This is a genomic window from Vibrio sp. CCUG 15886, from assembly GCF_028570825.1.
Lineage (GTDB): Bacteria > Pseudomonadota > Gammaproteobacteria > Enterobacterales > Vibrionaceae > Vibrio > Vibrio vulnificus_B.
In genome coordinates this window covers 1300033-1322599 of record NZ_JAQQBT010000001.1, presented here as the reverse complement: position 1 = coordinate 1322599, position 22567 = coordinate 1300033, and the positions used below count along the sequence as shown (strand labels likewise).

The window sequence follows — 22567 nt, the reverse complement described above, 5'->3', positions numbered from 1 at the left end:
TCACGGCATATCAAGGTCAATATTCTAATCTAAAAGCCAATCTCACTAGATGATGAATTGAGCCAAACGAGCTTGATCTCCCGTTCTATCTGCATTTGACCGTAACTTAGTGATATTTTTTCATGCTTCCGAATCCATCGCTACTTGATCATCTTTCCGTATTATAAGGATCATTAACGCCATCATCGGAAGGCCTATTTTACAGTATGAATTACCATGATCATCGTTTCGATAACGGCTCAATCTCTGGAAGAATGATCAAAGCATCACTTGATCATTCTTCCAGAGACATAAAATGAACATTTTCCATGTTCTTATGCCATCATCGAAAGCATGATCAAGAGATGTCGGTCTCTATGGAGCAGCTGAACATTGGCCTCTTTTGTACTCCAACGGATTAATTCGTTCTTTTTATAGAATAGGATTGAGGCTTTTTTGAACGTATTTTGTACAAAAATATCGAAGCTTAAAATAACCCACCGAGTCACAGTGTTGCTTGAACGAACAAATGGACCTCGTATTTACCTAGTGGCATAACGTTTTGATACGCACTGTTAAAATTCATCTTACATTGACCGTAGTTTAGTGACCAATGTCAATCGTTCCGAGTTACTTTGACTTTACATTGTAAATATGTGACGTCGTAACATTTTAAATCTTTGCTCTTTTGTTGCTTACTGCTTGCTAGATTTTAAATAAGAATTTTCTCAATTAGTCAGTCTTTGCTGATTTTTACATCATTATGACGCGATGAATTCATTTTTATGTGATTATTCTTCAAAATGACCGTTCACCTTTTTGTTGTCATAAGTTGAAAGTGCTGTACAATCGGGTGAAAGATATTTCTTAAAGGAATAGACAATGAAAAGAGAAAAAACGATCGAAAATCTCATGCAGTTGGCTGAATCAACCCAACAGGTGCAAGCCGACCGTATTGAGATAGTGCTAGAAGAGCGCAGTGATGATTATTTTCCGCCGATGTCAAAAGCATTGATGGAAACGCGTTCTGGATTAACCCGACGTAAGTTGGACGATGCCATCGGTAAAATGGAAGCGGAAGGTCACCAGTTTACCAAGAATAACGCGAATCACTATTCGATCACTCTTGAAGAAGCGCACATGCTGATGGACGCTGCGGGAGTACCTAAGTTCCACCAGCGTAAAAATGGTGGCAATGGCAAGCCTTGGATCATCAACGTACAGAACCAAAAGGGTGGTACGGGTAAATCCATGACGGCGGTGCATTTAGCCGCTTGCTTGGCACTGAATTTAGACAAGCGCTACCGTATCTGTTTGATTGACTTGGATCCTCAAGGGTCGCTGCGTCTGTTCCTCAATCCACAAATTAGCATTGCTGAGCACGACAATATTTACTCGGCGGTCGATATCATGTTGGATAATGTGCCGGAAAACGTCGACGTGGATCGTTCGTTCCTTCACAAGAATGTGTTGCTACCAACGCAATATCCAAACTTGAAGACCATTTCTGCATTCCCTGAAGATGCGATGTTCAATGCTGAAGCGTGGCAATATTTGTCGCAAAATCAATCGCTAGACATTGTACGTCTGCTGAAAGAAAAGCTGATTGACAAGATTGCCGATGACTTCGACATCATCATGATTGATACTGGTCCTCACGTCGATCCACTGGTGTGGAATGCGATGTACGCCTCCAATGCACTGCTGATTCCATGTGCGGCTAAGCGTTTAGACTGGGCATCAACGGTTAACTTCTTCCAGCATCTACCGACGGTGTACGAAATGTTCCCAGAGGATTGGAAAGGGTTGGAGTTTGTGCGTCTGATGCCAACCATGTTTGAAGATGACAACAAGAAGCAAGTCTCTGTGCTGACAGAAATGAACTATCTGCTTGGTGATCAAGTGATGATGGCCACCATTCCACGTAGCCGCGCCTTCGAAACTTGTGCCGACACGTACAGCACGGTATTTGACCTCACGACAAGTGATTTTGAAGGAGGCAAGAAGACCTTAGCAACGGCGCAAGACGCAGTACAAAAGAGCGCATTGGAACTAGAGCGTGTGCTGCATTCTTACTGGTCTTCATTGAATCAAGGGTAATTAAGTTATGGCGATTAAAACTTCCGATCTCAATGCAAAACTGTTTGGCAAAGCGAACAAACGCCGCGTGGCAACACCGCAAGAAGCGCAAACAGCAGCAAAAGAACAAGCACAAGTGATTGAATTGGCGGTCGCGGGTGAAGAAACGGTGACCTTCGAGCTGATCCGTATTGCCGCCGATCAAGTGGCAACACAAACCTCCGTTTTTGCAGAAAATGCGCGTGAACAATCTTTCTTAACCGAGCACGCACTGTCAGATGTTTTGGCCACACTACGTGATCGTGGCCAGCAGTATCCAGCCGTGGGTCGTCGTACGGCGGATGGCAAAATCGAAGTACTGGACGGTAGTCGCCGTCGTATGTCTTGTATTTTGGCGGGCAAAGATTTCTTAGTCTATGTGGCGGATAACATCAGCACGGAACATGCGAAGTTCCTCTCTGATGTGGCGAATGCCCACAAGCCTTTGTCTTTGTATGAGAAGGGCAAAGAGATGTTGGCAAAACTGGAAAAAGGCGACGCGGAAGACCAAAAAGCGCTGGCGAAAATGTTCCAGTGCAGTGAAGCCCTCGTCAGTGGCGCATTAAAAGCGGCCTCATTACCACTTGAGTTACTGCAAGCGTATCCAAATGTGAGTGACCTTGGCCGTCCAACCATCGTCAAGCTGCACAAGCAATATAATTCGTTGGCAGAACCGCAGCAAAAAGCGCTGCTTAATAAATGCCGCACAAACGAAGGCTTTGTTTGGCAACGCAGCCAAGCGCAAGGTGTGGCTCGTTTAACCAAAGAAGTGACGGAAAACATCGAAGCGTGGATTGCGGAACTGAGCCCAGTGAAAGCGAAGGCTAAAGCTGAGAAAGTTGAACTAGTGAAAGATCGCGCAAGCTACAGCCGCAAAGGCAGCAACTTGTCACTAAACTTGAAAAAAGTGGATGACAAAACCATGCAAGAGATTCTGCAGTTCCTTGAAAGCAAGCTAGGCTAACGCCTTTACTGCGTTAGAAAGTAAGATGAAAAAGCCGCGAATGCGGCTTTTTTTGATCTTGTGCTACCATAACGCGACTTTGGTTTTCGGTAGTGAAGATGAACGCGCAAATTGAATCTTTGATCCATATTCAGCAGCACGCTGAGCAAACAGGCTGGCGAGTTGGGGTGGTGCTTAAAGGGCCTGACAACTGGCAAATCGCGCTGGTGCGAGGTTTGCTATCTGAGCAATCACCTCGCTCAATCTTCGTCATGGGGGAGGGCATCGCCAGTGCCGATGACGTAACCCAATGTGTGTCGGTGAAGCAGGGTCAACGTCTGCTGGGGCAAGAGTGTCAGTTGTTGGTGGTCGATTGTCGCAATCAGTTTGATGCAAACAGCTTTAGTGCAGCCTGTGGCGCGCTATGTGGTGGTGGTATGCTGCTGTTGCTGGTCTCTGAGCAGGCGGCCAATACGCCGTGGGAGCAGTGGCTCATTGGCCAGTTTGAACAGTTGATTCAAATGGGCTGCGATGGCATCACTCATCAGCCCGTTTGGCCGCCATTACCCACAAACGCAACAGGGCGCTTTGCGCAGCAGCAACAAGCTGTTGAGCATGTTCATCATGTCGTAACGGGTCATCGTAAGCGCCCGTTGTTGTTAACCGCTGACCGAGGCCGAGGCAAAAGCAGTGCACTTGGCATTGCCAGTGGCCAACTGATGAAAACACGCAAAATGCGTATTTTGCTCACCGCGCCAACTTCCGCTGCAGTCGAACCCGTTTTCCACCATGCACAGAGCCAATTGGAGGGCGTAGTGTGGCAACAGAGCAAAAGCAGGCTAGAGAGTGAGAATGCGGTTTTGGAATTCGTCGCCCCCGATGATTTGCTACAGCGCCTACCGAAATGCGATCTCTTGTTGATTGATGAAGCGGCGGCCATTCCATTGCCGATGCTAAAACGGATGGTGGAACACTATCACCGTGCGGTGTTGTCATCGACCATTCATGGCTACGAAGGATGTGGCCGAGGGTTTACGGCCAAGTTTTTACCTTGGTTGCAGAGCCAGCGACCTGGCATGAAACATCTTCATCTCAATATGCCAATTCGTTGGTTGCCAGACGACCCTCTTGAGTTGTGGCTCAACGACACCTTTTTACTCAATGCCGAACTGCCGACACCAGAGAATGTGGTGCTGGAAAACCTTGCTTTACGTTTGGTGGACAAAAGCGAACTGTTGGCGCAGCCAGCACGTTTGCGTGCCTGTTTTGCGTTGTTGGTCAACGCTCATTATCAAACTTCACCAAACGACTTGATGCAGCTACTGTCCGATCCCAACTGTCAACTTTGGCTGGCAGAGTGCAACAGTGATGTATTGGGCTGCTTACTCACCGTTGAGGAAGGGGGGCTAGAAAGCGCTTTGATTACGCAAGTGCAGTTGGGGCAGCGTCGTCCTTCAGGTCATTTAATCGCGATCTCACTGGCTAACCATCTGGGATTAAAAGCCGCCGCGAAACAACACTCGCTTCGAGTCATGCGTATTGCCGTTCATCCACAGTATCAATCGCTCGGGGTAGGGCAGGCTATGTTGGCGCAACTTGAACAGCAATTAGATCTGCAAGTCGATTTTCTTTCCACCAGTTTTGGCGCAACAGAGTCCCTAGTGCGGTTTTGGCTGCATAGCCAATATCGCCCTGTGCGTGTCGGTTTTAGTCGAGATGCCGCTAGCGGTTGTCACGCGGTGATGATGGTCAAACCGCTGACATCCTGTGCTGAGCATTGGGTCGAAAAAGCCGAGCAGATGTTTGAACAGACTTTGCCGGAATGGCTGAGTGCGGCATTGAATGATCTCGAACCCGAGGTGGTTCGCGCGCTGCTGCCAGCGTTAGGAGCGAATGCATTGCCCCCTGAGGCTCTTTCGTTGATTCGGCACTATGCGTTGGGCGGCAACAGTTTTGAAAGCGTGCTGCCTTGGTTAAAACGCTGGGTGTTGATGTTGGAAGCCAGCCAAGTGGACCAACTGTTGATTCGCAAAGTGCTGCAAAATCATACTTGGTCTGAGTGCGCACAAATGGCGGGATTACCAGGGCGTAAACAAGTCGAGCTGCTTTTACGCCAGCACGTTGCTGCCCTGTGTCACGAGCATTAATCGTCTCGCTCAACAAATTTACACTGTAAACTGGCTTTTCATCGTTCTCAGGTCGACACGTTGAAAAGCCACTTCCTTGTTACGTCTAAGTAGCAAGCCAAAGCGGCTCAAGCGCATTTACACTGTAAATCCGCACACGAAGCCACCAGCGATTTCAATTATCATCATTTCTGTCTATCTAGCATTTTGTTTTTTCGAAAGAAAAGTTAATTTCTTGCCCCTTTGCTTAAAGTAAGTTGAAAAAAGAGTCCTTACTGAATTTGCGTATTAATAAATCCTTTCTAGACTGAAAATATGCACCTGTGTTTATAAGAAAGACAATAAGGATAAATCCATGGAATGTTGGCTGGCTGAGTGTTTGGATATTTCTTCGGTACAAGAGTGCCGTGCTCAATATTTGCAATGGCTTGAATCAGACCAACCTCTTCAGTTGATAGGAAGCGAAGTGAGAAAAGTGGATGCCTCTGGCATTCAAGCACTGGTTTCCTTTATCCGCAGCGTCAAACAAACAGGTTCAACACTGGAGCTCAAAGCGTTCTCCGATGTTCTTGCCGAAGGCATCGAACTGCTGGGTTATGAGCTTAATTAATTGGTGTCAGTTTGAAATCTAGGGGGCTGAGATGGTTAAGATTCTCGCAGTGGACGATTCTGTCTCTATTCGTCAAATGGTCAGTCACACATTAAAAGATGCTGGATACGATGTTGAAACCGCCAATGATGGCAGTGACGCATTACAAAAATCCAAAACCACCAAGTTCGATGTGGTGATTTCCGACGTTAACATGCCTAACATGGGCGGCTTTGAGTTAGTGCGCGCCATGCGGGCGATACCGCAATACAAATTTATTCCCATTCTGATGTTGACCACCGAAACCAGCCCGGAAAAAAAGATGGAAGGCAAATCCGCAGGGGCAACTGGTTGGTTAGTGAAGCCTTTTAATCCCGATACGTTGCTCAAAACACTAAAACGCGTGCTTTAACCACGCACAGCAATGTCGGACTAAGGAGCGTCAGATGGCTTTGGATATGGAACAACTGCGTAGAATGTTCTACGAAGAGTGCCGAGAAAATTTGGAGGTTTTGGAAGATATCCTCCTCAATCTCGACCCTACTCAGGTTGAAAAAGATCTCATTGATACGATTTTTCGCGCAGCGCATTCTATTAAAGGCGGTGCGGCAACCTTCAACCTGCTAGATATCAGTGAATTTACTCATACGGTCGAAGCTTACCTCGACAAAGTGCGCATCGGAGAGTTAGTGATGAGCCGAGACAGCGTCGACGTATTGCTAAGAAGCTGCGATGGCATTCGTTTATTGCTGGAAGGCCATGAAGCGGGTGAACCCGTGGAAACGGGCCGTTTACAACACGTCAGTGATGAACTTGCCCAGTTGCTAGAGAGTGACGATGGCGAAAGCGTGGCATCTTCATCCAATGAACCCAATGATTTGCTATCCACTAGCGAGTCCGCAGCGCCGCCACTTAGCGAAGAAGAAAACGCACCGGCAGATGATGCCGGTTTGTGGCAAGTGGTCTTTCGTCCTCATCCGACGATTTTTTATAGCGGTAACGATCCCCTACGTATTTTGCGTGAGTTAAAAGAGCTCGATGAGCAGGCGCAGCTGCGCTGTGATGCGAGTCAGTTACCCGACATCCAAGCGCTCGATCCTGAACTTTGCTACACCCACTGGACGATTACGTTGTCGAGCTCGGTCGACAAAGCGCTGATCGAAGAAATTTTCGAATGGGTAGAAGACGAATGCGATCTGGACATCACCTTACTCGCGCCGCCTGTACAAAACGCAGAGGTGGCGGGAACCGCGGAAAATCCGGCAGTAATCGCCCCTGTGGAAGTGGTCAGTGAGAGCGCTCAAGCGACACCCACGGCCAAACCGGCCACGCGCAGCAACAAAAATGACTCGGCAGTGACCTCCATTCGAGTCGACATCGACAAAGTCGATAACTTAATTAACTTGGTGGGTGAGTTGGTGATCACTCAATCCATGCTGGCTGAGATCGGCAATGATTTCTCCATCGACAAACTCGAGAAACTCAAAGCGGGTCTGGATCAACTGCTGCAAAACAGCAAAGATTTACAGGAGCATGTGCTGAACATTCGCATGTTACCGATGAGTTTTGCCTTTAGCCGCTTCCCCCGCTTGGTGCGTGATTTGTGTGGCCGCTTAGGCAAAGAAGTGGATCTGCAAATCCATGGGGAACACACTGAACTCGATAAAACCGTGCTGGAACGCATTGTGGATCCGCTCGTGCATCTGGTGAGAAACGGCATCGACCACGGGATTGAAATGCCGGATGTGCGCCAACAACAAGGGAAGGTATCATTTGGCACCCTCACGTTAAATGCGTTCCATCAGGGCGGCTCGATCATCATCGAAGTGAAGGACGATGGCGCTGGCATCCATTGCGACCGTATTTGGCAAAAAGCCATTGAGAAAAAAGTACTGCCTGCGGATTCTCGTCGCGAGGAGATGTCAGACAAACAGATCGTCAATCTGATATTTGCACCTGGCTTCTCCACTGCCGATCAGGTTTCTGACATCTCTGGCCGCGGCGTCGGCATGGATGTGGTGAAGCGCAATATTGAAGAACTCGGCGGCCACATTGAGGTCGATTCCCAACAAGGGCAAGGCAGCACCTTTACCATTAGCTTGCCACTCACGCTGGCGATACTGGATGGTCAGCTCGTCAAAGTCGCCGGAGAGGTGTATGTGATCCCACTGCTCACCATCATCGAATCCATTCAAATTGACCCTCGCCACATCAAACACGCCGCCGGTGGGGTAGAGCTTTACCGTCTGCGAGAAGAAAACATTCCTATCTTGCGTTTGCAGCAAGAGTTTGCCATGGGTCACAGCCGTGAGTTTCGCAGCAAAATTCTCTGCGTGGTTGAAGCGGCTGGCACGCGTATCGGTTTATTGATTGACGAGCTGCTCGACCAACAGCAAGTGGTGATCAAGAGTTTAGAGTCCAACTACCAAAAAGTGTCCGGCATTTCCGGGGCGACCATTTTGGGGGACGGTTCAGTGTCACTGATCTTGGATGTGCAGGGGCTCATCACCAACTTCCTCAAACGCCGTGCAGAAAGCGGTAATTCCGGCATCGCCGCGTAGGGGGCCAATATGGAATCAGAGCAAACCTTAGTCATTGAGTCACAAACGATGGATGAACAAAGCGCGGCAGATAAAGTCGAGTACCTCAGCTTCACACTGGCCAATGAGCTCTATGGCATTGCTATTGGTGATGTAGAGGAGATTCGTGTTTGGGAGCGACCGACACCGATCCCCCGTTCTCCGGTGTTCGTCAAAGGGGTGATCAATTTGCGTGGCATGATTGTGCCTGTGATGGATTTACGTCAACGCTTTTGCGTGGGGGAGTGTCACTACCTACCCACAACTGTTGTGATTGTGCTGCGCCATCAAGCGCCAGATCACGAGCGGTTAATGGGCATTGTGGTAGATGCGGTCTCGGATGTCGTCAGTCTCAAATCTCATGATTTTTATACCTCGATCGGTGATACCCCCGTCTCTGCATTCATGCTTGGGTTGGTCAATGTCGGTGATGAGGTGATGACTTTACTCGATACCGCCGAGCTGATGGATATCGAATCATTTCAGGAGGCGTGCTAATGGAGCTGCAAGAGTATCTGAGTTTTGTTGTGGATGATGATGAATACGGCGTGCCCATTCTTGATGTTCGAGAAGTACGAGGCTGGAGCGACGTGCGAAAAGTGCCCAATGCGCCGGCGTATTTAGTCGGCGTGTTGGAAATTCGAGGGGAATATGTGCCTGTCGCGGATCTGCGCGTGCGCTTTCATCTTCCTCCGTCACACATCAGCAATACCACCGTGGTGGTGGTGCTCAATGATGTGCAACACAACCCGCTGGGGATCATTGTTGACGCGGTGGCGGAGGTGTATGCCCTAGAGGAAGGGGAAATCAAACCACCACCACAAACCATGAAAATGGAACAACGTTATATCAAAGGGCTCGCTGCAACCAGCAATGGCCATTTGATCATTATTAATCTGGAAGCTCTATTTGATGTGGCTGAGCTGACCAGAACGACAGTAGAAGAAGCGCTAATGTGAGGTCAGGTATGGCATTTTGGAATCGTAACAAGGAAACGCACAACAGCTTTCGTCCGCAAACATCTCACCCTAGAGATACGTTGTTAAACGAGGTTGAAGAGCAAGAAGAGTTGAGTAAAGAGCAGTTACTCTCGGCGCTGAACACAGCGAAAACCGCATTGATGATGGTGGATCGAGATTTCAAAATCACCTACATCAACGAACAATCGATGACCTTATTTAAGCAGCATGAAGGATTATTTCGTAAGTTCTGGCCAAGTTTTAGCGCCAATAAAGAGTTTTTGATGGGCGCATGCATCGACATGTTTCACCGCAACCCCGCTCATCAAAGGCAACTGCTTTCTACCCCTGCGAACTTACCTTACAGCACGGTGATTGCCATTGACGACGTACGCTTAGAGTTGAATGTGGGAGCGATGTTGGACGCGGCGGGAAACTACGTTGGCAACACCTTAGAATGGCAAGACGTCACGGAAGAGCGCCGCAAAGAAGACAGCATCGCTCGCTTGCAGGCGGCGATAGATCAAGCACAAACGGCGATGGTGATGATCGATCGCGATTTCCTCATCACTTATCTCAATGAAGAAACCCTCACCTTGTTCCGCCGCCATGAAGCGGCCTTTCGGGGCGTTTGGTCTGGTTTTACCGCCAGCAAAGAGTGGTTAATGGGGCGCTGTATTGACGAGTTCCACCGTAATCCTGCTCATCAACGCAAACTGCTGAGCGACCCAAATAACCTCCCTTATCGCACCGACATTGCGGTGGGCGACATTCGCATTGAGCTCAACGTTGCGGCGGTGAAAAACGCCAAAGGCGAATACATAGGCAACAGTTTGGAATGGCGCGATGTGACGGAGCAGCGCATCAACGAAGAAGAAGTTGGGCGACTTGCCTCCGCCGTTGCGGGGATGACCACCAACCTGATGATGGCCGATAAAAACGGCATCATTCGCTATCTCAACCCTGCGCTGGAAAACTTACTGCGCAGCCGAGAGTCGGAGCTGCAGAAATCCTTACCGGGGTTTGATTCTCGTAATTTGGTCGGCAAAAGCATTGATGTGTTCCATAAAAATCCCGCTCACCAACAGGCGATCATCTCAAATCCTGATCGTTTGCCATTTAGTTCCGACATCAAAGTCGGCTCGCTCGAGTTCAATCTCACTTGTATTGCGATGCGAGATGGCAGCGGCAACTACATGGGGCCTGCGTTGCAATGGATTGACATCACTGAGCAACGAGATGGTCAGCGTCAAGTGGAAAGCTTGATTCAAAAAGCGATTGCGGGGCAGCTCAAAGAGCGCATTGATACCTCGGTTTACAGCGGCTTTATGAAAGAGTTGGGAGACGGCATTAATAGCCTGCTCGATACATTGGTCGAACCGCTTGATCAGTGCATTCAGGTGATGAGTAAAGTGGCCAACGGCGATTTGAAAACGAAGATGAGCGATACCCACCAAGGCGAGTTTGGTCGTTTGGCTGAAGCGGTCAACACCTCGATTCTCAATATTCGTAACATGGTCGACAAAATTACCGTCTCTTCGGCGCGCGTTGCCACCGCCTCAACAGAAATTGCCGATGGCAATAATGACCTTAGTCAACGTGTAGAAGCGCAAGCGTCAAACTTAGAAGAAACCGCAGCCAGTATGGAGCAGATGACCGCAACGGTGCGACAAAACGCCGACAACGCCAAAGGTGCCAATGAGCTCTCTGAAGATGCCGCGAAAAAAGCGCGCAAAGGCGGCGATGTGGTAGGCCAAGCGGTGGCGGCAATGGCTGAAATCAACACTGCCAGTAAGAAGATTTCCGACATCATTGGCGTGATTGATGAAATCGCCTTCCAAACCAATCTATTGGCGCTCAATGCCGCGGTGGAAGCGGCGCGTGCGGGCGAGCAAGGGCGCGGTTTTGCCGTGGTTGCCGGTGAAGTGCGCAATCTGGCGCAGCGCAGTGCTGCGGCAGCAAAAGAGATCAAAGGGCTGATCAAAGACAGCGTTGAGAAAGTGGACGAAGGGTCGCGCTTGGTGGATGAATCGGGGGCAACGCTCAACGACATCGTCGCTGCGGTGGAAAAAGTCACGGGCCTCATCAGTCAAATAGCCCAGTCGAGCATCGAACAGTCGACTGGTATTGATGAAATTAACCGTGCGGTCGCGACCATGGATGAGATGACGCAGCAAAACGCTTCACTGGTGGAAGAGACCTCTGCGGCAAGCCAATCGCTCAAAGCGGAAGGTAAAGAGCTGCTCAATCTCATGAGCTTCTTTAGCACCGACAGCAGCATTACCACGTTAGAGACTTCACCCAGTGCCGCGCCATCGGCCGCGAAAGTGACTGCGATGCCCACACGCGGCAACATCAGTGAAATGAAAAAGCCAAAAGTAGCCAATTCCGGTTTTAGAGCGGAGGAAAGCGACGAATGGGAAGAGTTCTAAGCAGTGAAGTCACGCTTGAACCTGCGCAAGAGTTTGAGCTGACCGATAAAGATTTCAAATACGTGCAGTGGTTTATTCACAAACACGTTGGGATCTTTTTGTCTGACCACAAGCGGGCCATGGTCTATGGCCGCTTGAGTCGCAAGCTGCGGGAAAAAGGGTTAAAGCGTTTTGCCGACTATCGTGAGTGTATTGAGAATAATCAAGACGATCGCATGGCGTTTATTAATGCGCTCACCACCAACAAAACGCATTTTTTCCGCGAGATCCACCACGTAGAGTTTCTCGAAAGCCAACTGTTTCCTTATTGGCGCGATCAACGCAAAAAGCAAGTCAGAATTTGGTCTGCCGGGTGCTCCACTGGCGAGGAGCCTTACAGCTACCTGGCCAGCATTCAGCAAAGTGGTTTATGGCAGGCTGGGGTGGATTGCCAACTACTGGCAACGGATTTGGATACCAACGTTTTGCAACGTGCGCAGCAAGGTATCTATGAAGAGAGCGCTCTGGAGTGTATTCCAACGCGCTATCTCAAAGGCAATTTTTTGCGCGGCAAAGGGGCACAAGCAGGCAACATCAAAGCGAAAGAATGTCTCAAGCAACATGTCGCTTTTCGTCAGCTTAACTTACTGGATGCTTGGCCCATGAAGCAGAAGTTTGATCTAATTTCTTGCCGTAACGTGATGATTTATTTCGATAAACCGACGCAGCAACGTTTGATTGAACGTTTCTATCACCAACTTCAAGACGACGGTGTGTTGTTTCTTGGCCACTCGGAAAGCGTCGGCAGCGATTGCCAGTTGTTTAAACATCTCGGAAAAACAATTTATATCAAAGCGTAACAGCGCTAAGGCAGCATGATGCTCGATCCAATTAATCACCATTTTCAAGCCCATGAAGAAGCGTATTACAGCCGATTTTTTAACGAGCAGCGCGGGTTGCACATGATCAAAGTGTTGCCCGGCGGCGTGTATGTCAGTGGTCAGGAAGAGCTTATTTGTACCGGATTAGGCTCGTGCGTTTCGGCCTGCATTTGGGACCCGGTGAAACGCGTTGGGGGCATGAATCACTTTCTGTTGCCGTTTCATAACCATTTTGAAGAGAAGCATTGGCATGCTGATGAGCTGCTCTCTGGCGCGTCACGTTATGGCAGTTATGCGATGGAGATGCTGCTTAACCAACTGCTCTCTCTCGGGGCTCGCCGAGAGCGCTTACGAATGAAGCTGTTTGGCGGCGCACAGATGATGGGCTTTCATTCGATGATCGGTGAGAAAAATGTCGAGTTTGTGCTGCATTACGCCGAGCAAGAAGGGTTGGAGGTGGTGGCATACGATCTCGGTGGCTTAGAGCCAAGAAAGATCATGTTTGACCCCCTCACAGGCAAAGCATGGCTGAAACGCATTCCCTTTGCGGAGATCAATCATCTTCGCCGTGAAGAAGAGCGTTATGCCCATACCCTGGAGAAGCAAACCGATAAAGGATCTGAGGTGGAGTTATTTTGATGAGTAAGAAGATTAAAGTCTTGGTGGTGGATGATTCACCCGTCTTCAGAGCCTTGCTCTCGGAGATCATTAATTCGGATCCTCAGCTCGAAGTGATCGGTGCGGCGGAAGATCCTTATCAAGCGCGTGAGATGATCAAAGCCTTAAAGCCAGATGTGCTGACCCTCGACATCGAAATGCCCAAGATGAATGGCGTTCAGTTTCTCAAAAATCTTATGCGCCTGCATCCTTTGCCCGTGGTGATGATCTCAACGCTCACCCAGCATGGCGCAGACGCGACACTCATGGCTTTAGAGCTTGGCGCGGTGGATTATTTTCCCAAACCATCGGTGGCCAATACCGCCGATATGCTGGGTTATCGCAGCTTAGTGAACGAAAAAATCCGCATGGCCGCTCAGGCGCAAGTGGGGGCGAATCAAAGCATGTCGCCAGCTGTGGCCAGCAGCAGTGCGGTTTCCACTAGCCAATATCAGCTCATTGCCATTGGCGCGTCCACCGGAGGGACCGAGGCTGTGAAACATCTGCTCTCAGCCTTGCCAGCCAGTATGCCACCGATTGTGATTACTCAGCACATCAGTGCGATGTTTTCCGGCCCATTTGCCAGCCGATTGGACGCCAGTTGTGCGTTGAGTGTCAGTGAACTCACTCAGGGGGAAGTCGCTTTAAAAGCCAATCATGCCTACGTTGCGCCGGGGGACAAACACTTAATGGTGTTTCGCCGCGGAGGGCAGTTGTATGCCCATTTGGATGACAGCCCGGCGGTGAATCGACACAAGCCTTCGGTGGATGTGATGTTTGGCTCAGTCGCGGAAAGTTTAAAAGGCAAAGCGATAGGCGTGATCCTCACTGGAATGGGGAAAGATGGCGCGCAAGGCATGCTGCAAATGAAGCAGCAAGGGGCCATCACCGTGGCGCAAGATGAGCAGAGTTGCGTGGTGTATGGCATGCCGCGGGCTGCGGTGGAGTGTGGCGCCACCATGCACATCAAACCACTCAATAAACTTCCTCAGTTTTTGTGCGATCTACTAAGCTAAAAGAAAACATAAGCATAAAGTTACATAATGGATTTTGTCAGGTAGGCGAATATGGAAAAATCGGCACAAACAAATTATCGAACTCGTTACCTCATCGCGGTGTTCTGCCAAATCGTCGCGCTCACCTTTGGCGCAATGATCGCCAACTCCATGGGCAATATTGCACTGATGATTATTGCGGCCGCCATTCCTTGGTTTGTCTTACCCTCGATTTTTTCTCTGGGCCGTGATGAAAATAGCGAAAGTGCCAGTGTTGAGAGAGAGAAAAAAGCCGATGCTGCGTGGGGGCCTGTGGGCCATTTTCTGCAAACGGCGATTCCTCGCGTAGAACAACCTCTGGCAAAACAGAAAAGCGTTATTGAAGCCTCGGTAGAAACCCTCAACGACAGCTTTTTTGGTTTACAGCGCACCTGTGAAGAGCAAAGCCAAGTTTCTGAACGTTTGGTGGACGATCTCCTTGCCAATCAAAACAGCGAGAACAGCATCGCTAACGTCATGCCCAGAACGGAAAAAATCATCAATCGCTACATCGATATCCTGATCAATGTGTCAGAGAAAAGCATCTCGGCAGTCCACAGCATTCACGATATGTCAGACAAATTGGACGCGGTATTTAAACTGCTCAATCAAGTTCGCGGGCTTTCTGAGCAAACCAACTTATTGGCCCTGAACGCGGCAATAGAAGCGGCGCGAGCGGGTGAGCAAGGGCGTGGTTTTGCCGTTGTTGCCCAAGAAGTGCGTGATTTATCGGTCAAAGCGGAATCGCTCAACAACCAAATCGAGCGGGAAATTAACATCGCCTTGAGCACGGTTAAGCAAGCCAATCACACCGTGGGTGAAATGGCTTCTATCGATATGACGGTGGCCATCGAATCTAAGGAAGAAGTGGATGAAATGCTGCGCGGCGTACAAAAAGTGAATGAGATGGTGGAAGCGCAAGTCCAGCAAATCCATGAACTGGGTGCTCAGTTGGCGCAGAAAGTCTCCTCGGGCATCCGAGCGTTACAGTTCGCCGATATTGTGGTTCAGCAAGGGGACTTTGCCTCTCACACCATGCAGAACGTTGAAGCGCTTCAGCAATTGATCAAACAACATGCCGCGAGCCAAATCAGCAGTGACGATCTGATCCAACAGGTTGAGTTATTGGAACGACAAGAACAAGGGCGTGGCGAAGGGGCGGCGAATCAAGTCAGTATTGATGAAGGCGAGGTAGAGCTCTTTTAAGGGCTTACCATCAACAACGGCTCAGCTAGGGGAAGGCAAGATGTCAGTGATGAAAGAAGTCGATAAAACAAGCAATACGGTGACCTTAGCAATAGAAGGGGCCTTTGGATTTAACTTGGTGCAAGAGTTTCGAAACGCTTACACCGAGCACCTCAATAGCCAGTTTATTATCGATTTACGCAAAGTAGACTACATTGATAGTGCGGGGCTTGGCATGTTGCTCAACATGCAAAAACATCTCAACAGTGCCGATGGGCGAATAAAGATCATCAACACCTTACCGCAAGTGCGCAAAATTTTGTTGATCAGTCGTTTCGATAAAAAATTCCACATCGAGTAACAGGCGGAGCGGGTATGAAGATTTACATCGTCGACGATCATCCGAGCAATATCGAAGTGTGTAAGATGATGCTGAGCGATCTCGATGCCCGGATCAGCACTTTCAACAGTGGCTTGAATGTGATTTCAGCGCTGCAAGAGGTCAACGAGCTGCCTGATGTGATCGTGCTCGACGTGATGATGCCAGAACTGGATGGGTTTCAAACCGCGCAAATCATTCGTGAAGCTTTTCCCAATCGGCATATCGCCATCATCTTCCTAACCGCGCTCGACGATCAAGAATCCTTCGGTAAGTGCCTAACCTTTGGCGATGACTTCATTCCCAAACCCGTTCAGCGCAATGTGTTACTGGCCAAAGTTCAGGCGCATGTACGCATCGCCAAAATGTATAACGAAGTGGCGAAACAGCGTTCAGAGTTGAGCCATTTTCATGAACAAGTCCGCTACGATTACACCATCGCAGAGAGCATTTTTGCCAACCTCAAACAAGAGATGGAAGGCTGCCTTGATGTCGTCTCGGGCGTCGACTATTTCTCTTCGCCCTCAACCGTGTTTAATGGCGATTTGATCATCTTGGCTCGCAGACCGCACGGCGGCATATACGCCATGATTGCCGATGCAACTGGGCATGGCTTGCCTGCGGCGATTTCGGCCATTCCTGCGACGCGAGCCTTTAACTCCATGGCGGCAAAAGGGATGGCGCTGGGCGAGATTGTCAGTGAAATCAACAGTGCGCTGGTGCGTTTTCTTCCCATGGGGATGATGCTCGCGGCCAGTTTGTTTGAAATCAGCGGTAACGGACGCCATATTCGTTGGTGGGGTGGTGGCTTGCCAGATGCCTTTTTGCTTAATCACGACGGCTCAGTGGCAGAGCGCTTAACCTCCACGCACATGCCGCTAGGCGTGTTAGAAGAGCGAGAGTTTGACGCCAGCGTGATCAGCTTTGAGTTACTGGAAGGGCAATCGATCATCACATACACCGATGGCGTCACTGAATCGCCAAACGAAGAAGGCGAACAGTTTGGTGAAATGCGCTTGCTGCGTGTGATTGAGCAGCATCCTTACGACATCATCAAGGCGCTGCAAAAGGCGGTGGCGGCGTTTTCTTGTCGTCAGCGTCACGATGACTTATCGATACTGACGCTGAAATGCCCCATTGTTTCAGCGTCGCCAGAAAGTGAGCAGACACGTTGCGATCCACAACTCTTATCGCAACTGCCACTAAAGAGCTGCTTAACGTTGAACAAACCGCAAATCGCTTCTCATCATCTACTGCCTGATTTACGCGCCATTCTTAAAGGCGTAGTGAGTGGCGGACCTCATCTGGATCTCATCTGTTCGGTGCTTTCTGAGCTATTGGCGAATGCCATCGACCACGGTTTGCTTGAGCTCGATTCGAAGCTCAAAGAAGATGCCGACGGATTCTTTGTTTACTACCAAGCGCGAGAAGAAAAACTCGAACAACTCAGCCAAGACGCTTACCTCTCCATCCAATTTGACTACCAGCCGGAACGCACTTTGCTAGCTATAATAATAGAGCATAACGGAGTAGGGTTTGATTACAGTAACCCGGTGCAACAAGTGCAAGAAAGTCAACTGCATGGGCGTGGACGAATTCTGCTCAATGAGCTTTGTGAATCAGTTGTTTACAGTAATGGCGGGAAGTGCGTGACCGCAACCTACCAGTTGTAGACCGAGATCACGGTGATACGTTGACGGCAAGGCATCCGATTTACAGTGTAAAAAGAGATGTCGGAAATGCGTCAACTCGTCACAAAATTGGCGTGAATAAGGGTGTTTTTTGCTTTAGTGATGTGAGCCCGATTATTCTCTTTTGCCGATTTTCACCGGATCGTTAATTAGTTAGACTGGTTCAAGAATTTTTATTTTAGTTGTAGTAAGCGACCGTCTATATGTGGAAACTCTGCCTTTCATGGAACGAAAAGAAGACTGAAATTACCGCCAAATTGCCTGAGGCCGATTTGGGAAGTGAGCTCGTCAGAAAAGAATTGGATGCCGTCATCGCTGAGATGGAAGGCGCAGAACTTTATCTTGATGATGCAGAAGTCGTTCGCTTTCTCAACTGCGCGCGTGAGCGCAAGGCCGAAGCGTATGATGGCATCGTCATCGCCAAGCGTCTTAATGCACAAATTGAAGTGGATCTCACCGACAACGACATGCTGGCCAGCATGAAAGTCACTGGCGCGTATGGTGGCCGTGGATTGCGCGGCAGTGAAATTGTGCATGCCTTGGCTCAAGCTCGCGTTACCAAAGGCATCAACAAGCTGGCGTTGAAAAAAGTGCTGGTGGTGAGTAATCAACTCAAAGCCGGCGAAGAGTTTGTCCAACCGGTGGCGCAGGGCAAACAGCCAATCAAAGGTAAAGATGCTCAGTTTGTGCCTCTGGTGGAAGACATTACCAAACGTGTGTTGAAGCCGGAAAAAGGCAAATCCGCGAACGCCAAAATCGATATGCGTAACCTCGGGGCCACCATCACCGTTGATAAAGGTGATGAAGTGATGCGCCGTGAACCCGCAACCAAAGGCACTCCAGGCTTTACCGTTCAAGGCAAAATCATTCCACCTCAAGCAGGCAAAGATGCCCTGCTCAAACCCGGAAAAGGCACGGAAGTCGCTTCCTACGATCCGAATCTTCTCATTGCTAGCCAATCGGGCATGCCGCTCATCAAAGAAAAAACCATCGAAGTGGATAGTGCACTCTGTTTGAACAACGTTGGTGTGGGCACGGGGCACGTGAAGTTCAAAGGCAATGTGGTGATCTCTGGTGATATTGAAGCTGGCATGATGGTACGTGCGACAGGCTCTATTACCGTGGGCGGGTTTATCGAATCGGCCGATGTTCAAGCCCAAGGTGACATTGAAGTGGGCAAAGGCATCATTGGCCACACCGTTAGCGATGGTGAGCCACGCAGTTGCTCGGTCAAAACCAAAGGCAAAATTGTTGCTAACTACGCCCAATACAGCGAGCTACAAGCCGGTGGCAACATTGAACTTGCGGTGCACTCTTTTAACAACGAGATTCGCTGTGGACACGATTTACTGGTGATCGACGCCAATGAGCGTAACGGTACCTTAAGCGGTGGCGTGGCCAAAGTGGGGGGCAAAGTGCGTTGTGTTCAACTGGGTGTGGAAGGGGATACCGCCACCAAAGTGGAAGCCTTCGCCCGTTTTAGTGCCTACAAAGACAAAATCGCCTCCCTGAAAGAACAATACAAGCTCGCCCAAGAAGAGACGATGGACGTCATCCGTCGTGAACTCGAATTTAAGAAAACGCCGAAATCGCAGCGCGAAGAGGGCATGGAAGAAGCCATTGCGCAAATGAAGGCAGAAAACAACGCCCAACTGGAAGCCGTTAAAGGCCAGCTAGAAACCCTTGATGCCGAGTTCAACGCTTTACTGGAACTCAACACCGTAGAAGCGACGGAAAAAGTCTTCACCCGTGTGACCGTTCAATTTGGCGATGAACAAGTGATCACCAAGCGCACCCACGGCGGCAGCATCTTTAGCTTCAACCAATACGAAATCAAAGTCTCCTCAACCTTAGAAGAAGAGGACGTCGCAGTGTAGCGATGTACGAGCGAGTTAAAGATAGATGCTCTAACTCGTTTTTGGACATAAACGTGTCAGTGAACTTTCTAAATTAGCACCTCACGGATAACTTCAGGTATTGCACACCTCGAATCAAGTGGCCAAATTTACTCAGCCACTACAACCAAGGCTGAAACAAAAGTTCATATTGTCGGAGATAAGTCGGTATTTGAATCGGTGACTAAAGAGTTAAGTCATACCACTTTGCGCAACAGTTACCCTTCTGTCTTATTAAACAAATATTATGATATTTTAACTATCACTTGATCAGATTTGAGTCTAGCAGGTACTTTTTGGGGTAATTCTTATCTGCTAATGCCAAAAAACACTGTAGTTCAGCAAACTTATCATATCCAACTTTTAATGAGCTAGAGTTTTTAAAGAAGATATCAAAGTGATATCTAGGATGAACATCTCCATTCTGGCGGTCAGGGTCATCATCGAATCGAAAATACCCATGATCATCAGAGAGTAGCGATGCAAACGTATCTGAATACTTCGCTGCCTCAGTCCATTCCATTCCAAAGTTTTCATGCAGCGAAAGAACAATATCATCATGGGAATAAATGTTTCCGTGAACTGTTTGAATCGCATTCCTAATGATTGAAATAAACCTACCACTTACCGCTTCTTCAAGCACATCACAGTTGAATGATATTTCATTGTTACCCAAGTGGACTTGAAATGGATTTGACATAGAAAAATATCCATCATCTTTTCTAACCAAAAATCGATGAAAATCTTTGGTGAACACAGCCACATCAAACCCATCTTCACCAGTTTCTATTTGTTTTTCTGGGTGAGAATTAATCGCTTCAACTAGAACTAGTACGTTCCATAAGTTGTCAACAGGGTCTCTGACGGATCGCAGCCGCTGCATAAAATGTGTAGGAAAATTTTTATAGTAAAATATGCTCATAACTTTTCAAAACGCTTGTATTCTGCATTGATAAGAACGTTAAAATAGTCTTCCTCATATTCAACATCGCCCATCACTTCAGCCATTCTTTGTATAAGTTTGGCTTTTAACCTTGGACTCGCTCCGTTCTCTTCACAGTAAGCGACGACTCTGTCTTCTAGAGATGGCTCTTCATCCCAAACAATCAATGCTTTTTGATTTTCGATTTCTTGAGCAGATGGTATGCGTAAATTCATATAGCCATTAGAGTTCATACACTCAATACCTGAATTTAGGGCAGTAAGTAGCTCTGTATCTGTCTGGTTTCCTAACACCAAATGACTTTCTAAAAAGGAGCGTGCCATCATCGTATATAACCCATTCCTGAATGCTGGCTGGCGATGCAAATTCAGTGCGAAACAGATAACGAAAGGGAATTCTAAGCCCTTGGCATTGTTAATGTTTGAAATGAAAAATTTAGAAGGGTCGCTAGTCTTACTTTCATGAGAAATGTTGACGTCCCACCCTAAACGCTCGGTAACAATGTTTGCTAGTTCTGGTATAACGTTGTAAATATATTTACCTGTATCTAGAAATAGAACAGCAATGTCGCCAGGTTCGACACTTTCATGCCGTTCTTTAATCTGTTCAACAACATTGAAAATAGAGTTAGAAATACTTTGACCATCTTCGGTTAGATGAATGGTAGTTGATTGAAATTCCTGAGGAATGTCTTCAAATCGACGTAGAGGGTCTCTGCTAATAATAGCACGACCATCTACTTCGCTATAATTGTAACCACAAGCACTCCACTCGTTATCTTGCAGCCACCTCAGAACTGGCATTTCATAAAGTCCCATACCAAGGGCATGCGAGAACATTAGATTCTTAGGATCTGTTCGGTAACATTTTTTTAGAACTAGATCGGCATGGCTTACAGAGTCATCAATTGTTCTAAAAATGTTCTGGAACACATCACCTGCCACAAACACTTTTTTCTCTGTAACTAACTCACAGAGTTCAACAAAGTGCTCTCCAAAGTCTTGGCTTTCATCAATGAAAACATAGTCAAATATAAACTTTCGGTTATTTGGCTCTGCTGCACTTTTGATGTCTTCGATTGCCTTTTTACAGAGTTGATCAAACGAACCCGCAGCGAACGTTCCAAACGGAATTTCATACTTGTGGCAAATATAGCGATACATACCAGAGTAAGGGTGCCGTCCACTTCCCCAGGAGTGGAAACAGAAGAGTTTATTCTCCCAATCGATTTGTCTCTCAACTTTCATAAAGTCAAAAAACTGAGGTATGCGACTTCTCATACTTGAGGCTAGTATTTTATTGAAACACGTAAATGCAATTCGTGCTTCCTGCTCGTTTGAGTAAACTTCTTTGAGTTTATGCAGAAGAAGTTCCGTCTTACCTGAGCCTGCTAATCCTTGAATGACGAATTTTTTACTAGCTCCCATCTTAAAGACGAAGCCCGTCTGATCTGTATCGAAGAGCACTATCTTTGATTTAATGCTATCTAGGAGGTTGTTGGCATCTAAGTCAACTTTGTTAACGTCATTGATACTACCAATGACCAAAGAAGTTAACAGGTCTGCTACTCGTCTATCTGTAGGGTTTTCAAGTACTAAGGAATCTAAGTCTAAGTTGTCACATGTTGTTGTTTCAATAAGCTCCAACCACCGCTTTTTTCTACCAATTTTTTTCCGATACTCAAACTTCTCAGACAAAAAAGCCATGTCGTCAATGAAGTCATCCACGAATTCTTCAAACTCTTCTTCGTTGTTAGATGTATCGACAAAACAAGGCTTTCGTCCCGATGAAAAAATTACAAATGCATGTTCGTATTCGTAAGTCAGATCTTCTTTTGATAGTGGGCGCGAGAGTACATAAATTTGCTTTTTATTGGTCTCAGCGTACTGTTCTAAGCACTCTTTCAGATTGGCGGACTCTGCAAGTGCTTGGGATTCAGGAGTAAAAAAGCAGTATTCGGACATTTTGTTTCCTTAGGAGAATAAGTACTAAGCCAACGTCACTCTATAGATTTAGAAGGCGTACCTTGTGACATACCATCTATTTGTCAGTAACTTAAGAGTTTATAGTACTAGATCTAGTTGGCTTTTCCCAAGCTCAACTTTGTGGATCACTTATGGTTTTGTGAGTGAATCGCTACCAAAGCGATGGACACAATCCAATCCACATCGCTGAGCAATTGAATTCATATTGAATCA

The 22567-nt window shown here is 47.9% G+C and carries 18 protein-coding genes; 16 read left to right on the top strand and 2 right to left on the bottom strand.

Going from position 1 to position 22567, the window contains the following annotated elements:
* Window positions 1-861: 861 nt before the first annotated feature.
* From PQQ36_RS05625 to PQQ36_RS05550, 16 genes are all read left to right on the top strand, one after another.
* Window positions 862-2079, top strand: a complete 1218-nt coding sequence (locus PQQ36_RS05625; protein ID WP_011082066.1) for an AAA family ATPase — start codon at window positions 862-864, stop codon at window positions 2077-2079.
* Between the two features lie 7 nt (window positions 2080-2086).
* Window positions 2087-3061 carry a ParB/RepB/Spo0J family partition protein gene (locus tag PQQ36_RS05620; protein WP_011082065.1) on the top strand — a complete coding sequence of 325 codons (975 nt, stop codon included), beginning with the start codon at window positions 2087-2089 and terminating at the stop codon, window positions 3059-3061.
* A 98-nt stretch (window positions 3062-3159) separates the two neighbouring features.
* Entirely contained in the window at window positions 3160-5187 is a 2028-nt protein-coding gene (locus tag PQQ36_RS05615; protein ID WP_047111366.1) for a tRNA(Met) cytidine acetyltransferase TmcA, read from the top strand.
* Window positions 5188-5521: 334 nt separating this feature from the next.
* On the top strand, window positions 5522-5776 hold the full coding sequence (locus tag PQQ36_RS05610; protein WP_040111200.1) for an STAS domain-containing protein: 255 nt from the start codon (window positions 5522-5524) through the stop codon (window positions 5774-5776).
* A 31-nt stretch (window positions 5777-5807) separates the two neighbouring features.
* On the top strand, window positions 5808-6167 hold the full coding sequence (locus PQQ36_RS05605; RefSeq protein ID WP_011082062.1) for a response regulator: 360 nt from the start codon (window positions 5808-5810) through the stop codon (window positions 6165-6167).
* Window positions 6168-6201: 34 nt separating this feature from the next.
* A complete protein-coding gene (locus PQQ36_RS05600) occupies window positions 6202-8316 on the top strand; it encodes a chemotaxis protein CheA (RefSeq protein ID WP_263122280.1) in 2115 nt (704 codons plus the stop codon).
* A 9-nt stretch (window positions 8317-8325) separates the two neighbouring features.
* Window positions 8326-8832, top strand: a complete 507-nt coding sequence (locus tag PQQ36_RS05595) for a chemotaxis protein CheW (protein WP_038964019.1) — start codon at window positions 8326-8328, stop codon at window positions 8830-8832.
* Window positions 8832-9293: a chemotaxis protein CheW gene (locus tag PQQ36_RS05590; protein ID WP_026050241.1), complete on the top strand. Its 462-nt coding sequence runs from the start codon at window positions 8832-8834 to the stop codon at window positions 9291-9293. Before PQQ36_RS05595 ends, PQQ36_RS05590 begins: the two co-directional genes overlap by 1 nt.
* An 8-nt stretch (window positions 9294-9301) precedes the next feature.
* Entirely contained in the window at window positions 9302-11725 is a 2424-nt protein-coding gene (gene aer2, locus PQQ36_RS05585) for an aerotaxis transducer Aer2 (protein WP_045597502.1), read from the top strand.
* Window positions 11710-12564: a CheR family methyltransferase gene (locus PQQ36_RS05580; RefSeq protein WP_045597501.1), complete on the top strand. Its 855-nt coding sequence runs from the start codon at window positions 11710-11712 to the stop codon at window positions 12562-12564. The genes aer2 and PQQ36_RS05580 overlap by 16 nt, the downstream gene beginning before the upstream one ends.
* 15 nt (window positions 12565-12579) lie before the next feature.
* Window positions 12580-13224: a chemoreceptor glutamine deamidase CheD gene (gene cheD / locus PQQ36_RS05575; protein ID WP_045597500.1), complete on the top strand. Its 645-nt coding sequence runs from the start codon at window positions 12580-12582 to the stop codon at window positions 13222-13224.
* Entirely contained in the window at window positions 13224-14258 is a 1035-nt protein-coding gene (locus tag PQQ36_RS05570; RefSeq protein WP_273660542.1) for a protein-glutamate methylesterase/protein-glutamine glutaminase, read from the top strand. The genes cheD and PQQ36_RS05570 overlap by 1 nt, the downstream gene beginning before the upstream one ends.
* 51 nt (window positions 14259-14309) lie before the next feature.
* Window positions 14310-15482 carry a methyl-accepting chemotaxis protein gene (locus PQQ36_RS05565; RefSeq protein ID WP_080538838.1) on the top strand — a complete coding sequence of 391 codons (1173 nt, stop codon included), beginning with the start codon at window positions 14310-14312 and terminating at the stop codon, window positions 15480-15482.
* Between the two features lie 40 nt (window positions 15483-15522).
* A complete protein-coding gene (locus PQQ36_RS05560) occupies window positions 15523-15822 on the top strand; it encodes an STAS domain-containing protein (RefSeq protein ID WP_011082053.1) in 300 nt (99 codons plus the stop codon).
* 14 nt (window positions 15823-15836) lie between these two features.
* Complete coding sequence (locus tag PQQ36_RS05555) at window positions 15837-17513, top strand: ATP-binding SpoIIE family protein phosphatase (RefSeq protein ID WP_040111193.1); 1677 nt, start codon at window positions 15837-15839, stop codon at window positions 17511-17513.
* 221 nt (window positions 17514-17734) lie between these two features.
* Entirely contained in the window at window positions 17735-19408 is a 1674-nt protein-coding gene (locus tag PQQ36_RS05550; RefSeq protein WP_040111192.1) for a DUF342 domain-containing protein, read from the top strand.
* A gap of 280 nt (window positions 19409-19688) precedes the next feature.
* Here the strand turns inward: PQQ36_RS05550 and PQQ36_RS05545 are convergent, their stop codons facing one another.
* Both PQQ36_RS05545 and PQQ36_RS05540 read right to left on the bottom strand, forming a co-directional pair.
* Entirely contained in the window at window positions 19689-20348 is a 660-nt protein-coding gene (locus tag PQQ36_RS05545) for a hypothetical protein (RefSeq protein ID WP_040111191.1), read from the bottom strand.
* A complete protein-coding gene (locus PQQ36_RS05540) occupies window positions 20345-22333 on the bottom strand; it encodes a DEAD/DEAH box helicase (protein ID WP_040111190.1) in 1989 nt (662 codons plus the stop codon). The genes PQQ36_RS05545 and PQQ36_RS05540 overlap by 4 nt, the downstream gene beginning before the upstream one ends.
* Between the last annotated feature and the right edge of the window lie 234 nt (window positions 22334-22567).

What these genes read in the sequence shown, in the direction of transcription:
- PQQ36_RS05590 (WP_026050241.1), top strand. Translation starts at nt 8,832, where the DNA reads ATGGAGCTGCAAGAGTATCTGAGTTTTGTTGTGGATGATGATGAATAC.
- PQQ36_RS05600 (WP_263122280.1), top strand. Translation starts at nt 6,202, where the DNA reads ATGGCTTTGGATATGGAACAACTGCGTAGAATGTTCTACGAAGAGTGC.
- PQQ36_RS05610 (WP_040111200.1), top strand. Translation starts at nt 5,522, where the DNA reads ATGGAATGTTGGCTGGCTGAGTGTTTGGATATTTCTTCGGTACAAGAG.
- PQQ36_RS05615 (WP_047111366.1), top strand. Translation starts at nt 3,160, where the DNA reads ATGAACGCGCAAATTGAATCTTTGATCCATATTCAGCAGCACGCTGAG.
- aer2 (WP_045597502.1), top strand. Translation starts at nt 9,302, where the DNA reads ATGGCATTTTGGAATCGTAACAAGGAAACGCACAACAGCTTTCGTCCG.
- PQQ36_RS05565 (WP_080538838.1), top strand. Translation starts at nt 14,310, where the DNA reads ATGGAAAAATCGGCACAAACAAATTATCGAACTCGTTACCTCATCGCG.
- PQQ36_RS05555 (WP_040111193.1), top strand. Translation starts at nt 15,837, where the DNA reads ATGAAGATTTACATCGTCGACGATCATCCGAGCAATATCGAAGTGTGT.
- PQQ36_RS05560 (WP_011082053.1), top strand. Translation starts at nt 15,523, where the DNA reads ATGTCAGTGATGAAAGAAGTCGATAAAACAAGCAATACGGTGACCTTA.
- PQQ36_RS05625 (WP_011082066.1), top strand. Translation starts at nt 862, where the DNA reads ATGAAAAGAGAAAAAACGATCGAAAATCTCATGCAGTTGGCTGAATCA.
- PQQ36_RS05605 (WP_011082062.1), top strand. Translation starts at nt 5,808, where the DNA reads ATGGTTAAGATTCTCGCAGTGGACGATTCTGTCTCTATTCGTCAAATG.
- cheD (WP_045597500.1), top strand. Translation starts at nt 12,580, where the DNA reads ATGATGCTCGATCCAATTAATCACCATTTTCAAGCCCATGAAGAAGCG.
- PQQ36_RS05570 (WP_273660542.1), top strand. Translation starts at nt 13,224, where the DNA reads ATGAGTAAGAAGATTAAAGTCTTGGTGGTGGATGATTCACCCGTCTTC.
- PQQ36_RS05620 (WP_011082065.1), top strand. Translation starts at nt 2,087, where the DNA reads ATGGCGATTAAAACTTCCGATCTCAATGCAAAACTGTTTGGCAAAGCG.
- PQQ36_RS05540 (WP_040111190.1), bottom strand. Translation starts at nt 22,333, where the DNA reads ATGTCCGAATACTGCTTTTTTACTCCTGAATCCCAAGCACTTGCAGAG.
- PQQ36_RS05580 (WP_045597501.1), top strand. Translation starts at nt 11,710, where the DNA reads ATGGGAAGAGTTCTAAGCAGTGAAGTCACGCTTGAACCTGCGCAAGAG.
- PQQ36_RS05550 (WP_040111192.1), top strand. Translation starts at nt 17,735, where the DNA reads ATGTGGAAACTCTGCCTTTCATGGAACGAAAAGAAGACTGAAATTACC.
- PQQ36_RS05595 (WP_038964019.1), top strand. Translation starts at nt 8,326, where the DNA reads ATGGAATCAGAGCAAACCTTAGTCATTGAGTCACAAACGATGGATGAA.
- PQQ36_RS05545 (WP_040111191.1), bottom strand. Translation starts at nt 20,348, where the DNA reads ATGAGCATATTTTACTATAAAAATTTTCCTACACATTTTATGCAGCGG.